The organism is Caballeronia sp. LZ035 (assembly GCF_031451175.1).
Taxonomy (GTDB): Bacteria; Pseudomonadota; Gammaproteobacteria; order Burkholderiales; family Burkholderiaceae; genus Caballeronia.
Window position 1 is genome coordinate 1,288,208 of sequence record NZ_JARUXS010000004.1, and the last position, 16,624, is coordinate 1,304,831.

16 protein-coding genes are annotated in these 16,624 nt (G+C 64.7%); 9 read left to right on the plus strand and 7 right to left on the minus strand.

The window, feature by feature from the left end; translation table 11 throughout:
• The 5 genes from QCE88_RS36305 (at position 1) to QCE88_RS36325 (ending at position 2,775) form a co-directional block, all read left to right on the plus strand.
• The gene (locus QCE88_RS36305) at positions 1 to 420 is read left to right on the plus strand and encodes a DUF1810 domain-containing protein (protein WP_309910402.1); all 420 of its coding nucleotides are present in this window, start codon (positions 1 to 3) and stop codon (positions 418 to 420) included.
• Between the two features lie 67 nt (positions 421 to 487).
• Positions 488 to 703: a DUF2945 domain-containing protein gene (locus tag QCE88_RS36310; RefSeq protein WP_309910404.1), complete on the plus strand. Its 216-nt coding sequence runs from the start codon at positions 488 to 490 to the stop codon at positions 701 to 703.
• A gap of 168 nt (positions 704 to 871) precedes the next feature.
• A complete protein-coding gene (locus QCE88_RS36315) occupies positions 872 to 1,309 on the plus strand; it encodes a PRC-barrel domain-containing protein (RefSeq protein WP_309820298.1) in 438 nt (145 codons plus the stop codon).
• A 67-nt stretch (positions 1,310 to 1,376) separates the two neighbouring features.
• Positions 1,377 to 2,369 carry an MDR family oxidoreductase gene (locus QCE88_RS36320; RefSeq protein ID WP_309910406.1) on the plus strand — a complete coding sequence of 331 codons (993 nt, stop codon included), beginning with the start codon at positions 1,377 to 1,379 and terminating at the stop codon, positions 2,367 to 2,369.
• Between the two features lie 25 nt (positions 2,370 to 2,394).
• Entirely contained in the window at positions 2,395 to 2,775 is a 381-nt protein-coding gene (locus QCE88_RS36325; protein WP_309910408.1) for a hypothetical protein, read from the plus strand.
• Positions 2,776 to 2,974: 199 nt separating this feature from the next.
• On the opposite strand, the gene QCE88_RS36330 is transcribed toward QCE88_RS36325, so the two are convergent.
• Positions 2,975 to 4,672 carry a methyl-accepting chemotaxis protein gene (locus tag QCE88_RS36330; RefSeq protein WP_309910409.1) on the minus strand — a complete coding sequence of 566 codons (1,698 nt, stop codon included), beginning with the start codon at positions 4,670 to 4,672 and terminating at the stop codon, positions 2,975 to 2,977.
• Between the two features lie 253 nt (positions 4,673 to 4,925).
• Between QCE88_RS36330 and QCE88_RS36335 the strand changes: the two genes are divergently transcribed.
• Entirely contained in the window at positions 4,926 to 6,179 is a 1,254-nt protein-coding gene (locus QCE88_RS36335) for an aminotransferase class V-fold PLP-dependent enzyme (RefSeq protein ID WP_309910412.1), read from the plus strand.
• A 476-nt stretch (positions 6,180 to 6,655) separates the two neighbouring features.
• Here QCE88_RS36335 and QCE88_RS36340 read toward each other — a convergent pair whose 3' ends face one another.
• Positions 6,656 to 7,525, minus strand: coding sequence for an NAD-dependent protein deacetylase (locus QCE88_RS36340; RefSeq protein ID WP_409018305.1), 870 nt, complete (start codon positions 7,523 to 7,525; stop codon positions 6,656 to 6,658).
• Positions 7,526 to 7,670: 145 nt separating this feature from the next.
• Here QCE88_RS36340 and QCE88_RS36345 point away from each other — a divergent pair, with 145 nt between their 5' ends.
• Positions 7,671 to 8,681, plus strand: coding sequence for a zinc-binding alcohol dehydrogenase family protein (locus QCE88_RS36345; RefSeq protein ID WP_309910417.1), 1,011 nt, complete (start codon positions 7,671 to 7,673; stop codon positions 8,679 to 8,681).
• A 183-nt stretch (positions 8,682 to 8,864) separates the two neighbouring features.
• Here the strand turns inward: QCE88_RS36345 and QCE88_RS36350 are convergent, their stop codons facing one another.
• On the minus strand, positions 8,865 to 10,247 hold the full coding sequence (locus QCE88_RS36350) for a hypothetical protein (RefSeq protein WP_309910419.1): 1,383 nt from the start codon (positions 10,245 to 10,247) through the stop codon (positions 8,865 to 8,867).
• Between the two features lie 375 nt (positions 10,248 to 10,622).
• On the opposite strand from QCE88_RS36350, the gene QCE88_RS36355 reads away from it, so the two are divergent.
• Positions 10,623 to 12,374 carry a pyrrolo-quinoline quinone gene (locus QCE88_RS36355; RefSeq protein ID WP_409018306.1) on the plus strand — a complete coding sequence of 584 codons (1,752 nt, stop codon included), beginning with the start codon at positions 10,623 to 10,625 and terminating at the stop codon, positions 12,372 to 12,374.
• Between the two features lie 632 nt (positions 12,375 to 13,006).
• Here the strand turns inward: QCE88_RS36355 and QCE88_RS36360 are convergent.
• Positions 13,007 to 13,567 (minus strand): hypothetical protein, encoded by a 561-nt coding sequence (locus tag QCE88_RS36360; RefSeq protein ID WP_309910421.1) that lies wholly within the window; start codon positions 13,565 to 13,567, stop codon positions 13,007 to 13,009.
• Positions 13,568 to 13,789: 222 nt separating this feature from the next.
• On the minus strand, positions 13,790 to 14,383 hold the full coding sequence (locus QCE88_RS36365; RefSeq protein WP_309911032.1) for an OmpW family outer membrane protein: 594 nt from the start codon (positions 14,381 to 14,383) through the stop codon (positions 13,790 to 13,792).
• 263 nt (positions 14,384 to 14,646) lie between these two features.
• Between QCE88_RS36365 and QCE88_RS36370 the strand changes: the two genes are divergently transcribed.
• Positions 14,647 to 14,928 carry a hypothetical protein gene (locus QCE88_RS36370; protein ID WP_309910423.1) on the plus strand — a complete coding sequence of 94 codons (282 nt, stop codon included), beginning with the start codon at positions 14,647 to 14,649 and terminating at the stop codon, positions 14,926 to 14,928.
• Between the two features lie 21 nt (positions 14,929 to 14,949).
• On the opposite strand, the gene QCE88_RS36375 is transcribed toward QCE88_RS36370, so the two are convergent.
• Together QCE88_RS36375 and QCE88_RS36380 are read right to left on the minus strand one after the other, a co-directional pair.
• Complete coding sequence (locus QCE88_RS36375) at positions 14,950 to 15,432, minus strand: hypothetical protein (protein WP_309910425.1); 483 nt, start codon at positions 15,430 to 15,432, stop codon at positions 14,950 to 14,952.
• A 130-nt stretch (positions 15,433 to 15,562) separates the two neighbouring features.
• Entirely contained in the window at positions 15,563 to 16,531 is a 969-nt protein-coding gene (locus tag QCE88_RS36380) for a DJ-1/PfpI family protein (protein WP_309910427.1), read from the minus strand.
• Positions 16,532 to 16,624: the final 93 nt, after the last annotated feature.

Below are 16,624 nucleotides of genomic sequence, written 5' to 3' on the forward strand. Positions count from 1 at the left end.
ATGAGCGATCCCTACGACCTGCAGCGCTTCGTCGATGCCCAGTCGAGCGTCATTGAAGACGTCCGCGCCGAACTGGCCGCCGGCCGCAAGCGCACGCACTGGATGTGGTTCGTGTTTCCACAGATGGAAGGACTCGGCCACAGCGCGATGGCGCAGCGCTACGCCCTCTCGTCGCGCGACGAAGCCCGCGCGTACCTCGCGCATCCGGTGCTGGGGTCGCGCCTCGTCGAACTGACGCGCCTGGTGAACAGCGTGCAGGGACGCGGCGTGGACGCCATCTTCGGCTATCCGGACGACCTGAAATTCCATTCGTCGATGACCCTGTTCGCCCGCACCGCCGACGATCCCGCCGTCTTCGACGAAGCGCTGCGTCGCTATTTCGAAGGCCACGCGGACGAGGCGACGCTCGCGCGCCTATAGCCTCCCCGGCGACAGGCACAGCCGTTGCGCGAAAGCAGGCATCCTCATCCGAATGGAGCCCCTTTTCATGAGCCATGCCTTCAAGGTCAAGGACCACGTCAGCTGGAACACCCCGCAGGGCGAAACGACGGGGCACGTCGTGCGCGTCATCACCGAGCGGACCCATCTTGACGGCCATACCGTCAACGCCTCGTCCGACGATCCGCATTTCGAGGTCGAAAGCGACAAGAGCGGCAAGCGCGCCGTTCACAAGGGCGATGCGCTCAAGCGCATCGCGCGCTGAATCCCCCTTTCCGACAACCGCACGCTCGCACTAATGCAGTGCGCGCGGCGCGGGCTGACACCGTTTCTGCAAAAGTCACGAGAAACGTTCAAACTTCCATCGCGCTGCAAGCTTGAATCGCGCATTTCCCATTGAACCGGTTGGCCCAACCCTTTGAGGAACAGAAGAATGAAAGCGAAACTCGTGGCACTGCTCGTTGCATCGTCGGCACTCGGCTTGACTTCCACGGCATCGTTTGCCCAGGTCGCCGGCGCCCAGCCGCTCGGCGTATCGGTCGAGGTCTCGACGGCCATCATCAATGGCTGGAGCGTCAAGAAGTCCATCCTCAACAAGCCTGTCGTCAATGACCAGGGACAGCGCGTCGGCGTGATCCACGACATCATCGTCGCGCCGGACAAGTCGGTGTCGTTCGTCATCATCGCGGCGAATCAGTTCCTCGGCGTGTCGCATCACGATGTCGCCATTCCGGTCGATCAACTGGACGTCAAGGACGGCAAGCTGGTGCTCGCGGGCGCGACCAAGGACGCCATCAAGGCGCTTCCCGAGTTCCAGTACAACAAGGTGAAGGCCACGCCCCAGCCGCGCGCCGAATACGAGCATCACTGATCCAGCTTCAGCGTCATGAACGGGGCGGCCTTGCGCCGCCCTTTTTTCCAGCCAACGGAGCCCCGCGATGTTCAACGCCCTCATGCTCGACAAACAGGATGAGCGCACGCTTGCTGCCGTCGAATCGATCGACGAATCCCGGCTCGCCGCATCCGGCGAAGGCGACGTGCTGGTGCGTATCGACTACTCGACGCTCAATTACAAGGACGCGCTCGCGATCACCGGCCGAGGCCCGGTCGTGCGCACCTGGCCGATGGTGCCGGGCATCGACTTCGCGGGCGTCGTGGAGACGAGTTCGCATCCGGACTATCAGCCCGGCGACGCAGTCGTCATGAACGGTTGGGGCGCCGGGGAAACCCACTGGGGCGGGCTCGCGCAAAAAGCCCGCGTGCCGGGCGCACATCTGATCGCCCTGCCCGCCGGCATCACGACGCGCCAGGCGATGGCCGTCGGCACCGCGGGTTACACCGCCATGCTGTGCGTGCAGGCGCTGGAACGGCACGGCGTGAGCGCCGCCGACGGCGACGTGCTGGTGACGGGCGCGAACGGCGGCGTCGGCAGCTTCGCGGTCGCGATCCTGGCGCGGCGCGGCTATCGCGTGATTGCATCGACGGGACGGCCCCAAGAAGCGGCGCGGCTGCGTGAACTGGGCGCGGCGGACATCGTCGAGCGCGACACGCTGTCCGCGCCGGGCAAACCCTTGCAAAAGGAGCGCTGGGCGGCGGCGGTGGATTGCGTCGGCAGCCATACGCTTGCCAATGTCTGCGCGAGCCTGCGCTATGGTGGCGCGGTGGCGGCGTGCGGCCTCGCGCAAGGCATGGATCTGCCGGCGTCGGTCGCGCCGTTCATCCTGCGCGGCGTGGCGCTGCTGGGCGTGGACAGTGTCTATGTGCCGCGCGAGCGACGGGTCGCCGCGTGGCGGGCCATCGAGGAAGACGTGCCGGTGGCGACCATGGAAAGCGTCGCGGCGACGATCGCACTGGCTGATGCGCCCGATTGCGCCAGCCGGCTGCTGAGTGGTGAAGTGGCCGGGCGCGTGATTGTCGACGTCAACGCTTGAGGTGCGCTGGGAGGCGCTTTGAAGGGTGCTTCAGCCGTCCGCGCTGACCGCCGGACGCGAGCTCGTCGACGTGTCAACGCGGGAGGCGCGCTGGAAGGCGCTCCAGCCGTCCGCGCTGACCGCTGGGCGCGTGCTCGTCGACGTGTCAGCGCGTGAAGTGCGCTGGAAGGCGCTCCAGCCGTCCGCGCTCACCGCCGGGCGCGTGCTTGTCGACGTGTCAAAGCGTGAAGTGCGCTGGAAGGCGCTCCAGCCGTCCGCGCTCACCGCCGGGCGCATGCTTGTCGACGTGTCAAAGCGTGAAGTGCGCTGGAAGGCGCTCCAGCCGTCCGCGCTGACTGCCGGGCGCGTGCGTGTCGACGTGTCAAAGCGTGAAGTGCGCTGGAAGGCGCTCCAGCCGTCCGCGTGACCGCCGGGCGCGTGCTTGTCGACGTGTCAAAGCGTGAAGTGCGCTGGAAGGCGCTCCGGCCGTCCGCGCTAACCGCCGGGCGCGTGCTCGTCGACGTGTCAACGCGTGAAATGCGCTGGAAGGCGCTCCAGCCGTCCGCGCTAACCGCCGGGCGCGTGCTTATCGACGTGTCAACGCGTGAGGTCCGCTTAAAGGCGCTTCAGAACGTGCTCCAGCCGTCCGCGCTGACCGCCGGCCGCGTGCTTGTCACGGATGCGATGGTCCGCACGGCCTTGACGGCCGGCGCCCGAACCGCCTGCGTTGCGCGCACCGCCTGAGCGGCGTGCGACGGCGCGCCGCCTTCCACCGCGAAGAACGCCACTGCTTCGTTGAGCCGGCGGCCCTGCTCCTCCAGCGAAGTCGCGGCGGCGGCGGCTTCCTCCACCAGCGCGGCGTTCTGCTGCGTGACTTCGTCCATCTGGGTGATGGCCTGGTTGACCTGTTCGATGCCGCGCCCCTGTTCCGCCGACGCCGCCGCGATCTCCTCCATGATGTCCGTCACGCGCGCGACCGCCTGCGTGACTTCGGCCATCGTCGTGCCGGCTTCACCCGCGAGTTCGGAGCCGTTGCGCACCTTGTCGACGGAAGCGGCGATCAGGTCCTTGATCTCCTTCGCCGCACTCGACGAACGCTGCGCGAGGCTGCGCACTTCGCTCGCCACGACCGCGAAGCCGCGGCCCTGCTCGCCAGCGCGCGCCGCTTCGACCGCCGCGTTGAGCGCAAGAATATTGGTCTGGAACGCGATCCCTTCGATGATCCCGGTGATTTCCGCGATCTTGTCCGAGCTGTCGCTGATGCCGTTCATCGTCGCGACAACGCGGCCCACCACGTCGCTGCCCTTCCTGGCGATCTGCGATGCATTCGACGCCAGCGAGCTGGCCTGCTGGGCGTTGTCGGCGTTCTGGCGGACCGTCGACGTCAGTTGCTCCATGCTGGCCGCGGTTTCCTGCAGCGACGCCGCCTGTTCCTCGGTGCGCTGGCTCAGGTCGGTATTGCCCGTCGCGAGCTCCTTCGCCGCGTTGCCCACGGCGCCGCTGCTTTCGCGCACCTGGCTGACGGTCTCGGTCAGACGGGCATTCATCTCGGCGAGCGCGCGCAGCAGGTCGCCGGTTTCGTCCTTCGCGTTGGCGACGATGCGGCTCGTCAGGTCGCCGCGCGCCACCGTCTGCGCAATGTCGACCGCCGCGCCGATCGGCCGCGTGATCGAACGGATGATGGCGATGCCCGCGATCACCGCGAACAGCGACGCCGCCGCGCACAGGGCAATCAGCACATTGCGCTGGAACACATAATTGGCGTCGTAGTCGCGCACGATCTCTTCGCGGCGCGCGATGGTGTAGCTCGCGTAGTCGTCGGTGGCCTTGACGAGCTGGGCGAGCAGCGGACGGCACTGGTCGTCCATCTTGACGATCGCGTCCTCGTGCTTGCCCGCCAGCGCCAGCGCGACGATATCCGTCGCCACCGGGCCGTACAGGGTCTCCACGCGCGCCATCTCGGCGACCAGGCTGCGGGCCTGCTCGCTCGTGTCGCTGGCGCCGGCGATCATGTCGCGCAATTGCTTGAGCCGCGCCTGCACGTCTTCGTGCGCGCGCGTGACGGCTTCCTTCTCGATCTCGATGTCGGCGGGCTTGGTGACGAGCACCAGATTGCGGGCGGCGATGGCGCGGCGGTCGACGGCGGTGCGGATCTGCGCGGCGACATCGGCGCGGGCGTTGATGCCGTTCACGTAGTGCGAAAAGCCGTCGGTCGCCACCGACAGCGCCCGCAGCGACATGCCGGCAACCAGTACGACCAGCACGGCCAGGATGCCGAATCCAGCGATCAGCTTGTTTTTGATCGTGATGTTCTTGAGGTTCATGGTTTGGGTTCTCTCAGGGTCCGTTATGGGGACTGTCGGCGTCATGGGGTTCGGATCGCGCGGTCTGAAACGCGCGGTGAACGTTTGCCCTTATGTGGGGCGCGGCGCTCTAGGTACTGATTACGGCCTGCGGCCATCGCTCTTAAGGTCAGACAAGTCAAAAAGTCCGAACTTTGTCCAAGCCTTCAGGCCATCGCAAATCGGCGATACTGAACGGCCAAGCCTGTACGTCGATCACTACCAATAACAATCCATGTCCGATTTACTCGACTTCCGTACGCCCGAATTCGCAGCAGCGCTCGCCGCGCTTCCGCCGACGCCGACCTCGAACCTCGCCGCCGACGAGTCCTACTGGCACGCGGTACGCGGCCTGTACCGGCAATCGGATGAACTGATAAACCTAGAGAACGGCTTCTGGGGCGCCATGGCCGAACCGGTCAGGCAGATGTTCGAGCACTGGACCGACCGCGTGAACCGCGAGACGACGATGCTGATCCGGCGGCACTACACGCCGCTGTTCGACAGTCTGCGTGCGCAAGTCGCGGCCGCGATGGGCTGCGCGCCTGAAGAGATCGAGCTGACGCGCAACGCCACCGAGGCACTGCTGGCGCTCATCAGCGGCTATAACCGCCTCGCGCCCGGCGACACCGTGCTGTACAGCGATCTCGATTACCCCTGCGGCAAGGACGCGATGGAATGGCTGCGCGAGCGGCGCGGCGTGACGCCGGTGCGTCTCGTGATACCCGAGCCCGCCACGCGCGAAGCGGTTCTGGACGCGTATTCGCAAGCGCTGCGCGCGCATCCGCGCACGCGCCTCGTGCTGCTCTCGCATGTATGCTTCGCGACCGGACTGGTGATGCCGGTGGCCGAACTATCGGCGATGGCGGAACGCGCGGGGGCGGATGTGATCGTCGATGCCGCGCATTCCTGGGGCCAGCTGGACTTCGACGTGCCCGCGCTCGACGCGCCGTTTGCCGCACTGAACCTGCACAAGTGGATCGGCGCGCCGCTGGGCTGCGGGGCCATTTATGTGCGGCGCGGGCGCGTGGCGTCGATCGATCCGTATCTCGGCGATCGCAGCTGGCCCGCCGACGACATCCGCGCGCGCGTCCATACCGGCTCGCCCAACTTCGCCGCGTGGTTCACGGTGCCGGCGGCGCTGGAACTCCACCAGCGTATCGGCGCGCGAGCGAAGGAAGCGCGGGTGCGCGCGCTGCGCGATGCCTGGGCAGAACCGGCGCGGGAGATCGACGGCGTGCAGATCCTGACGCCCCCCGATCCGTCGATGACCGCGGGCATCACCGCATTCCGGCTGCGCGGCCATGCCGGCAAGGCGGCCTGCGATGCGCTCGTGGCCGCGCTGAGCGAGCGTTTCGGCGTGTTCACGGTGACGCGTCCGGGGCCCGAGGCGGGCGAAGTCGTGCGGGTGACGCCCGCCGTGTTTTCGCGCATGGAGGATGCGGAGCGTCTGCTCGACGGTATCAGGACGCTCGCGCGCGGGGCTTGAGGCACGCGCCCTCGCTTTCAAACCGCGACAGGCCGCACATCCAGCCGTTCGAGAAGCGCTCAGCGCTTCGAGTGCGCGTGACGCCGGCCGTGTTTTCGCGCATGGAGAATGCAGAGCATTTGCTCGACGGTTTCACGACGCTCGCGCGCGAGCCTTGAGGCATGCGCCCGCGCTTTCAAACCGCGACAGGCCGCACATCCAGACTTTCGATCAGTGCTTCGAGCGCGGGTGACGCCGGCCGTGTCTTCGCGCATGGAGGATGCAGAGCGTCTGCTCGACGGTTTCACGACGCTCGCGCGCGAGGCTTGAGGCACGCGCCCTCGCTTTCAACCCGCGACAGGCCGCACATCCAGACTTTCGAACAGCGCTTCGAGCGCGGCTGACGCCGGCCGTGTTTCGCGCATGGAGGATGCAGAGCGTCTGCTCGACGGTATCCGGACGCTCGCGCGCGAGGCTTAACGCACGCGCCCGTGCCTTCAACCCGCGACAGGCCGCGCATCCAGCCGTTCGATCAGCGCTTCGAGTGCCTCCGAACACGGCGCTTCCACTTTCAGCGTCAGCAGCGCGTCGGCGCGGGTCTTGCCGAGATTGATCGCCGCGATCGGCTTGCCGCTCTTCACCGCCCATTCGCAGAAGCGATAGCCGGAATAGACCATCAGCGAAGAGCCGACGACCAGCATCGCATCGGCGCCTTCGAGCGAACGCGCCGCGTCTTCGACCAGCGGACGCGGCACGCTTTCGCCGAAGAACACCACGTCCGGCTTCAGCACGCCGCCGCAGCGCGTGCAACCGGGCACCTCGAAGGCGGCAAAGTCGAGATCCTCGATCTGCGCATCGCCATCAGGCACGGCGGGCGCCGTATGGCCCACGAACGCCGGGTTCAACGCCTCGAGCATCCGTTGCACGGCGGCCCGCGTGTGCGGCTCGCCGCAGGCCATGCAGCGCACCCGCCCGATGTTGCCATGCAGTTCGATCACGTCCGGATTGCCGGCGCGCGTGTGCAGGCCATCGACGTTCTGCGTCACCAGCCGATGCACCCGCGAACGCGCGGCCAGCGCCCGCACCGCGTGATGTGCGGCATTGGGACGGGCCTGCTCGACCATCGGCCAGCCGACCAGACTGCGCGCCCAATAGCGGCGGCGCGCATGATCCGAATCGAGAAAGTCCTTGAGCAGGATCGGCGAGCGGCCGGTGCGCTGGCCTTCGCGGTCGCGATAACAGGGAATGCCGGACTCGGTGCTGATGCCCGCGCCCGACAGCACGAACAGCCGCGGATGCCGTTCGACGAATTCATGAAGCTGCTGCACGTGTCGTCCTTTCGACGCGCGTGGGGGACGCGTCCGTATCGATCGATAGAGTCAAAATATACGGGCAAACGCGCCGCGCCGCTGGCCTTACCAATTTTACGATTGGTAAATTGGCTTGACCAAATGAGCGGCCGTCGCTAGATTGTCGGACACCCCACTCCAACGACACATCGAGACAATCCGCATGCTGACCGTCATCTGCGAAACGCCCGGAACCCTCAAGGCCGAACAGCGCGACAAGCCGCAACGCGGCGCCAACGAAGTCCTGCTGCGCGTGAAGCGCGTCGGCGTGTGCGGCACCGACCTGCACATCTTCACCGGCAATCAGCCGTATCTCTCCTATCCGCGCGTGATGGGCCACGAACTGTCCGGCGTGATCGAGGAAGCGGATCCGGCGAGCGGTCTCGTTGCCGGCGACACCGTCTACGTGATGCCCTATCTTTCCTGCGGCAAATGCATTGCCTGCCGTCAGGGCAAGACCAACTGCTGCGTGAACATCCAGGTGCTGGGCGTGCATCGCGACGGCGCCTTCACCGAATACCTGAACCTGCCCGCGCAGTTCGTCCACAAGGCCGAAGGCGTCACGCTCGACCAGGCCGCGATGGTCGAATTCCTCGCGATCGGCGCGCACGCGGTGCGCCGTGCCGATGTCCAGCCGGGCCAGCGCGTGCTGGTGGTCGGCACGGGGCCGATCGGCATGGCTGCGCTCACCTTCGCGCGGCTGCGCGGCGCCAATGTCACCGCACTCGATACGCGCGCCGACCGCCTCGCGTTCTGCAAGCGCGAGCTGAAAGTGGACGCCACCGTGCAGATCGGCGCGAACGACAAGGACGAATTGTCGACGCTCACGAGCGGCGAATTCTTCGATGTGGTGTTCGACGCCACCGGCAACCCTCGCGCGATGGAACGCGGATTCGAGTTCATCGCGCATGGCGGCAAGTACGTGCTGGTGTCGATCGTGCCGGACCGGCTCTCGTTCGCCGATCCCGAGTTTCACAAACGCGAGGCGACGCTGCTCTCGAGCCGCAACGCTACGCCGGAAGACTTCGAAACCGTGATCGCCGCGATGCGCCGCGGCGACGTGCCCACCGACGCGCTCAACACGCACCGGCTGGCGCTGCACGACGTGCCCGAACGCTTTTCGTCGCTGCTCGATCCGCAGGCGGGCGTGGTGAAGGCGATCGTCGAGTGCTGAGCGGTTGTCGCGCAGCACTGCGCACAGGGTGAGGCCGGACTGATTTGCAGACAGGATGTCTGGTATTCGCGCATCGACAGATGACGCAAGCGTGCGAGCGCCTTGTCGCGGATCGCACGCCAGTACCGGCGTCTTACTGCTCCTTTCGTCTGATTCCCCTTCCTCAGTCCGGGTTCGGCCTTCTCATTGAAAATAAAAATCCACCGAGGTATTCGTTGTCCCGTTGTTGTTGACCACGGTATTCAAACCGGAGGGCGTGGATAACGCGCCATTGGAATATATTGACCAGGTGACTGGTTGATTTACCTTGCTTCCATATTTGAGATATTTTATATTTCCCATTCTCGCATAATTCTGTGGCGGGAAGTCAGTCTGAGAGTCAGTGCGAGTTTCCCATTCCTCCGCCAATTGATTGGCCGGACTAGCGAATGTCGCCGTATAATCAAGTTCGGGATATCCGGCAAAGGATATTTTGTACGTGTAACCCGCTGAAGTCGCGGACTGCAGCGTCATTATACCCGTCAACTGATCTCCTGCTTGAACCGGCTCAGCGTTTCCGTGATAATAGATGTTATTGATCTCGACCCAGTTGCGTATTTGCCAGCCAGGGGCACCATTATTCCATTCGAGGACAGGCTGCATGAATGTTTTTGTGTCGGACGAAATCAGACCGTTCCATAGAAACAGAATCTTGTTGGCCTGAGCCGGGTCCTTGGGAACAACCCAATCTGTCGAAAACGAAGCGATAACGTCGCTTGATGGAACATCATACTCAGTCAGATATCCGTCACCGGAAATGCTCGTCTGTGAATTCTGAACTGCGGCCATTTTACTGGTTGAGTCCGGCAAATTGCCGATGCTGCCCATACGTTCGATAATATTGCCATCCTTGTCAGTCTTGACGACCGTGTCTCCATCACGGCCGAGGTTCTCGCCAGGCTTGAGCGCGAATACCTTGGATGTCGGTTGCATACCGAATGGCGTTGCCACGAGACTTTCCTTGGACGATACCACCGGAGACGCACCCGCTGCTGGCGTAATTCCGCCGCTGTCACCGCCGCATGCAGCGAGCATCGAAAGAGGAAATGTAAAAAAACAATAAAGCCCAAGCTTGGCGAAACGGTTGGATATCATAGAGTCGATTTGGCAACTGGATTCGGATGACTTTCTCTTTGACTTCATTTGACATTTCTTCCTTACAAAGCAGACGTAAGGAATTTTGTTGCAATTTGTGGATGAGCCGTTGGTTTCAGCAATGCATCCTTTCTCCATCGCTGATGGAGAGTTGTTTCGAAACGGATGAAGGAGTTTTAGTTGTCGCGCAGTCAGGAATCGGCTGAATACCGCACGCGCGTGCAAGACGGTTTCCGGCGCGGGTCGATTGTGACCTAAGGAAAAGCGAATGGGGAGAAGGAATTCCGAACGGCCAATTCGGCCGAATTGTAAATGCGTTGCGGACGACTGGACGCCAGGGGTGTTTGAAAAGCGCGTGCGCAAAACAATTCGCGCGCGAAACGCATGGCGCCATTCACAAGGAAAATGACCCGGATCGGGATGTCGCGGCAATGCGTTTCGTCGTTGGAATAATCCATCAAGCGCCTGTTTGATCTCGATTTCGCCTTATGAACAGACCAAACGCCCCGCGCGCCGCTGGCGCTTTGGGCGTTGAAAGTGTCTTTCGACTCGCTTGCACGTTCGATACCATGAGTTCAGCGGCGCTTGCAAACCCCATGCGGACCTTCCCGCGAGGCGGCGCTCGACGGCAAGCGGCAGGCCGTCATCGCGCTGGCCCGGCGCGCGAAATGCACGATCGGCACGATCACCCGGGACCGTCCACGTGAGGTTCGTATGCGCGCGCAGCAGCCGAAAGACGAGTCCCGTTCGCCCGGTCACGATTCATTCACGGCACGCACACGCCGCGCTCGCTGGCTCAGGCGGTCGCTGCACGTGCTGGTCGCGGTGACAATTGCTGCATGCGGCGGAGGCGGAGGCGGTTCAGGCGACTCGTCGACAGCGTCCAGCGGCTCGCCATCGAGTGGCGGGTCGGGGTCGGGGACCAGCAGCGGCAACGGCAGTGCTGGCAGCTCCGGGAGCGGCGCCCCATCGGGTACCGGGACCAACTCCGGAAACGGCATGGCTTCAGGCGGCAACACAGGAACCGGGAGTGGAACCACCACGGCCCGCTCGTCCCCCACCGATGTCCTCATGCATCACAACGACCTCTCCCGCAGCGGCCAGATGCTCGCGGAAACCCGGCTCACGCTCGCCAACGTCAACGCGTCGACCTTCGGCAAGCTGCGCATGCTGGCCACCGACGGCCGCGTCGACGCCCAGCCGCTGCACGTGACAGGCCTGTCGATCGGCGGTGCATCGCACAACGTGGTCTACGTGGCAACGGAGCACGGCAGCCTGTATGCGTTCGACGCCGACACAGGCGCGCAGCTCTGGCACATCTCCTTGCTGGGCGCGGGCGAAACGCCGACGACCACCGCCTGCCAGGATTTGTCGCCGGAGATCGGCATTACGTCGACACCCGTGATCGACCGCTCGCGCGGGCCGAACGGCGTACTCTATGCCGTCGCGATGAGTTCCGACGGCAATGGCCGCGCGCATCATCGCCTGCATGCGGTCGACCTCGCGACCGGCGCCGAACTGTCCGGCGGCCCGCGTGAGATCGCGGCGACCTATCCCGGCACCGGCAGCAACAGCGTTAATGGCGTCATCACCTTCGATCCCGCGCTGCACACCGAACGGGTCGCGCTCACGCTCGTGAACGGCAATGTCTACATGGGCTGGACCGCGCACTGCATGTCCGGCCCGTACACCGGCTGGGTCATGGCCTACAGCGCCGATACGCTCGCGCAGACCGGCGTCATCAACATCACCGCGAACGGCGCGCAGGGTTCCATCTGGATGGCGGGCTCCGGCATGGCGTCCGATGGCAGCTACGTGTATCTCATCGCCGGCAACGGCTCGTTCACGCCGACGCTGAACGCGGCAGGCTTTCCTGTCGACGGCAATCTGGCCAACACGTTCATGAAGATGTCGCTGGCGCCGGACCTGAAGGTCGTCGATTACTTCGCGACGATGAACAACGTGCAGCAGGCAGGCAACGACGAGGACTTTGGTTCCGGCGGGCCGCTGCTGCTGCCCGACCAGACGATGAACGACGGCACCGTGAAGCGCCTCGCGGTGGGCGCGGGCAAGGACAACAAGATCTATGTCGTGGACCGCGACGCGATGGGCAAGTACAACCCCAATGCGAACGGCAACTGGCAGACGCTCGTCGGCACGCTTGCGGGGGGGATCTGGGGATCGTCGGCTTACTACAACGGCGTGGTCTACTACGGCGGGCTCAACGACAGCCTGAAGGCGCTGCCCATCAGCAATGCGATGCTCGCGACCAATGCGGCATCGCGCAGCGCAACGGCCTTTCCCTATCCCGGCACGACGCCCGCCATCTCGGCGAATGGCTCGGCGAACGGCATCGTGTGGGCCGCCGAAAACGGCGCGGTGGGTGCGCTGCACGCGTACGACGCGGCCAATCTCGGGCGCGAACTGTACAACAGCAATCAGGCGGGCGCGCGTGATCAATGGGGCGCGGGCAACAAGTTCATCACGCCGATGATCGCGAACGGCAAGGTCTTCGTGGGCACGACAACGGGTGTTGCGGTGTTCGGGCTGCTGCAATAGCGGGATTGTGATCGTGGGCGTCCGGGCAATGGAGGCCCACGAGTTTCAGCGTTTGAATGTCAGTGCGTGAGTCTAAACGCATGAATCGCAGCGCGTGAATATCAGCGCATGAACCTTAGCGCACGAATCTCAGCACATGAATCGCAGCGCTCGAATTGCAGCGCACGAATCTCAGCACAAGAACCTCAGCGCATGAACCTCAGCGCATTAACTCAGCGCGTGAATCCCAGCGCATGAATCTCAGTGCATGAACCTCAACGCATGAATCGCAGCGCATGAACCTCAGCGCTCGAATCTCAGTACATGAACCTCAGCACACGAATCTCAGCACACGAATCTCAGCACACGAATCTCAACGCATGAATCGCAGCGCGTGAATATCAGCACATGAACCTCAGCGCTCGAATCTCGGCACATGAACCTCAGCGCTCGAATCTCAGCACAAGAACCTCAGCACACGAACCTCAGCACACGAACCTCAGCACACGAATCGCAGCGCACGAATTGCAGCGCACGAATTGCAGCGCAGGAATCTCAGCACAGGAACCTCAGCGCATGAATCGCAGCGCAGGAATCGCAGCGCGTGAACCTCAGCGCGCCAATCGCAGCGCATGAATCTCAACGCATGAACCTCAGCGCACAAAGTACCCGCGGTTCTGCATGCAGTCGCTATAAGCGCGCCAGTAGCGCACCATCGGCGGCTCGGGCGGAGGAAGGGGCGGCATCTTCATGTCGCCGCTGAGGATGGCGTCGGATGCGCCGGACGCGGTCGCAATGCCCGATGCCGGCAGCGCCGCCGATGCCCCTTGCGGCGCTGAAGCAGCATGCGCGCCTGAAGCGCCCGCCACCGTGACAGCGGACGCACCGGACGCACCGGACGCACCCGAAGCCGCCACCGCCGACGACGCAGCGGAGGCCGCCAGCGCGCTCGATGCGACCGGCGGCAACGGCGGCTCGACCGCGCGCGGCGGCGAGAGCGGACGCGGTTCGCGAGGCGCATCGCGCGGCGGCGTTTGCGCTTCGCGCGCCATGTTCACCTTGGTGTTCTGGTTGGCGTAGGCGTAGCAGGCGGCGGTATCGACCGATTGCTGCCACGAACTCTGACTGCGGCCGGGCAAGGCCAGCGGTTGTTGCGCGGCAGCGGCGCCTGACGCTGCGAGCAAGGCGATTCCCGCGTAAGTGGAAAGTCTCATTTGGCTTGCGTTCCCCGATGCGGTGTTATTAGTCGTTGCAGACGGCTTGCCGCCGGCCGGTCCGGGCGCGCACGCACCGGCATCCGGACGGCGCGCGTCTGCGCCGGGCCTGCTGTCAAGGATACCGCGCGAGCAAAACCGTCCACGCCAGAAGCACCGGCTTCATCCGCCATTTTTCAGACAAGCCGTGCGGCGACGAACATCGCCAGGCAGTGTCAGGCCTCAGAACTTCATGCCGACGCCCACGCCAAGCACCCACGGATCGATCTTCAGCGAACCGAGGTCCGCGCCGTCCGCCGACGCGCTCGTGCGCATCCAGATCTTCTTCAGATCCGCATTGACGAAGAGATTCTTCGCGACCTGCACGTCGACGCCCACCTGCAGCGCCGGACCGAAACTGCTGTGCTTGATCGACACGGGCGTCGCGCCGGCCTTCAGCTTGTCGTTGTAGAAGTAGGTGTAGTTCACGCCCGCGCCCACATACGGACGCACGCGGCCCGCGTGATTGAAGTGATACTGCAGGAGCAAGGTGGGCGGCAGCACGCCGACACCGCCCAGCCCGCCCACGCTCGACGTCACCTGATGCCGCGACGTCGCAAGGATCAACTCCACGCCGATCTGGTCGCGAATCATGTAGGTGAAGTCGAGTTCGGGAACGATCGCGTTGTTCACGCCGGCGTCGAGCGTGCCCAGCGCGCCGCCCGCCTTCACGTCCGGCTGAATGCTGATCGCGCGCAACCGCACGAGCACGTCGCCCGCATGGAGCCCGCCGCTCGGCATGTTTGCCGGTGTGTCGTCGCCTGCGCGTGCCGGCATTGAAAACAGCGTGACGCACGACAGTGCGATCACGCCCGCAACCACCCCTGATGCCTTTCTCATTTTCGCTTTCCCGCGTTGAAAATGAGGATTTTCCCGAGGGATGAGACCCGCGCCCTTGACCACCATCAAGCCGAAGGCGCGTCGCGAGCTTTGCGCGCGTGATGCTTGCGCATCGACAAGCAATCGGCACGAACCCTGTTGTGCGGGCGGGTCCGCGTCTTGCTGCGTTTGGGAAAAGTGCAGAACAAAGGGAGGCGCAGATGAAACCCACACTCAACGCACTCGGACGCATGGCGGGGATTCTGCTCGGCGGCACGCTGGCGGTCGTCGCAAATGCGCAGCAGCCGAACAAGCTTCAGTACGACAGCACGCCCGCATATCAGGAGCACAACACGACGCCGCCCGCGGCCGCCGCCGCGAATGCCAGCGATGCGCTGAAGACGCGGCCCGGCAAGACGTCGGCGGGCAAGGCGGAATCGGCGAAACGGCCCAACGGACTCGGCTTCGATGCCGGCTCCAGCACCATGGGCAAAAAGCAATAGGACAGCGGCGCTGCCCCAGCGTCAGGACTCGTTAGGCCATGGCCAGGTGGCATAGCGCGACGGGTCCGGCGTGGCCGTTGCGGCCTCGTGCGCCGGTGCGGCGCTGTGCGCCTCGTCAGGCAGATCCTCGCCGAACCATGACACGTCCTTGCGACGTTCCTCCACGTAGGCATTCCAGCCTTCCGTGCGGCCGGCGAACAGATCGTGCTTGACCGTATTCGCGAGCAACGGCCGATTGAGCGTTTCGTCGAGCAATGCCTTCGGCCAGACAAAGAACGCACCGGACGCGCGGCGGATGAACTCGCGCGGCGCCATGCCAGGATCGATGAAGCCGAGCAGCGTGAAGCCGGGCAGCGCGTCATTGCCTTTGAGCGCATCGCCGATGCTGGCGTATTCGTCGGCGCATTGGCTCACGCAGAACACCGCCTCCAGCACGTCGCCCAGATGCAGCAGCAACGCGCGACGTTCGTAGGGATCCTGCGTGGCGGTTTCATGTTTCGTCATTCGCTGTTCCGATATGTCGAGGGTGGATGTCGCGGCCTGCGCTGCACGTGCCGTGCCCGCCTTTTTCGACCGCGCCGCATTCACCTGAATTCTAGCGAACCCTTCGTGACGCGTCGGCGAGCCGTGCGGATCATTTCGCGAAGCGTGCCCGAAAGCTCGCCCGATAGTCGTTCGGCGACACACCCAGCCGCCGCGCGAACACGAGCCGCATTCGATCCGCCGTGCCGAAGCCGCATTCATATGCGACCGTCTTGAGCGGCGTGTCGCTGCTTTCGAGCGCATTGCGCGCGGCATCGACCCGCGCGCGTTCGACGAACTCATGCGGCGTCATCTGCGCGAGCTGCACGAAGGCGCGCGCGAAGTTGCGCTCACTCATGCCGGCCACGCTCGCGAGTTGCGCCACCGAAAGCCGTGCGCCAATGTGCTCCATCACATACGCCTGCACCTTCGCAACGGGCGAAGCGTCGTCGGCGGGTGCGCTGAGATACGGGCTGAACTGCGACTGCCCGCCGCGCCGCTGTGCAAACACCACGAGGCGTTTGGCCACCGCGAGCGCCACCTGCGGGCCGTGATCCTCCGCGACCAGCGCGAGCGCCACGTCGATGCCCGCCGTCACGCCCGCCGACGTGACGAGCCGGCCGTCGCGCATGTAGATCCGGTCCAGCTCGACGCGCGCCCGCGGAAACGCAGCCGCGAGCCGGCGTGCGTCCTGCCAGTGCGTGGTGACGTCGTGTTCGTCGAGCAGGCCCGCATGACCCAGCGCGAACGCGCCGGTGCAGATGGAGCCAAAGCGATCGCCTTGTACGGCGACTTCGGTCAGCCAGCGTGTCAGCGCGGGAATGGGCGGCTGCGTCGGCAGTTCAGGACCGCCCGCGACGAGCGCGGTGCCGTAACGCTGGCCGGCGGCGTCGAAGGCGACATCGGCCAGCAGACGCGTACCGTTCGATGCCCGCACCACGCCCTCCTCCGGACCCACCAGCGTGATCGCGTAGCCCTCCGCGGCGGGCACGAAGCCGTTGGCTTCGGCGAAGACATCGAGCGGACCGGCTACATCGAGCGCCTGCACGCCTGGGAAGATTGCTATCGCAACGGTATGCATCGGCTAAGAGTCCGTGAGACGCGCGTGGCAGAAGACAGCGTGCGCTTGGCAGGCATCGGCGCATCGTTTCGATTGAGACCGACGCGCGTTTTG

What these genes read in the sequence shown, in the direction of transcription:
- QCE88_RS36305 (WP_309910402.1), top strand. Translation starts at nt 1, where the DNA reads ATGAGCGATCCCTACGACCTGCAGCGCTTCGTCGATGCCCAGTCGAGC.
- QCE88_RS36310 (WP_309910404.1), top strand. Translation starts at nt 488, where the DNA reads ATGAGCCATGCCTTCAAGGTCAAGGACCACGTCAGCTGGAACACCCCG.
- QCE88_RS36315 (WP_309820298.1), top strand. Translation starts at nt 872, where the DNA reads ATGAAAGCGAAACTCGTGGCACTGCTCGTTGCATCGTCGGCACTCGGC.
- QCE88_RS36320 (WP_309910406.1), top strand. Translation starts at nt 1,377, where the DNA reads ATGTTCAACGCCCTCATGCTCGACAAACAGGATGAGCGCACGCTTGCT.
- QCE88_RS36330 (WP_309910409.1), bottom strand. Translation starts at nt 4,672, where the DNA reads ATGAACCTCAAGAACATCACGATCAAAAACAAGCTGATCGCTGGATTC.
- QCE88_RS36335 (WP_309910412.1), top strand. Translation starts at nt 4,926, where the DNA reads ATGTCCGATTTACTCGACTTCCGTACGCCCGAATTCGCAGCAGCGCTC.
- QCE88_RS36345 (WP_309910417.1), top strand. Translation starts at nt 7,671, where the DNA reads ATGCTGACCGTCATCTGCGAAACGCCCGGAACCCTCAAGGCCGAACAG.
- QCE88_RS36360 (WP_309910421.1), bottom strand. Translation starts at nt 13,567, where the DNA reads ATGAGACTTTCCACTTACGCGGGAATCGCCTTGCTCGCAGCGTCAGGC.
- QCE88_RS36365 (WP_309911032.1), bottom strand. Translation starts at nt 14,383, where the DNA reads ATGCCGGCACGCGCAGGCGACGACACACCGGCAAACATGCCGAGCGGC.
- QCE88_RS36370 (WP_309910423.1), top strand. Translation starts at nt 14,647, where the DNA reads ATGAAACCCACACTCAACGCACTCGGACGCATGGCGGGGATTCTGCTC.
- QCE88_RS36375 (WP_309910425.1), bottom strand. Translation starts at nt 15,432, where the DNA reads ATGACGAAACATGAAACCGCCACGCAGGATCCCTACGAACGTCGCGCG.
- QCE88_RS36380 (WP_309910427.1), bottom strand. Translation starts at nt 16,531, where the DNA reads ATGCATACCGTTGCGATAGCAATCTTCCCAGGCGTGCAGGCGCTCGAT.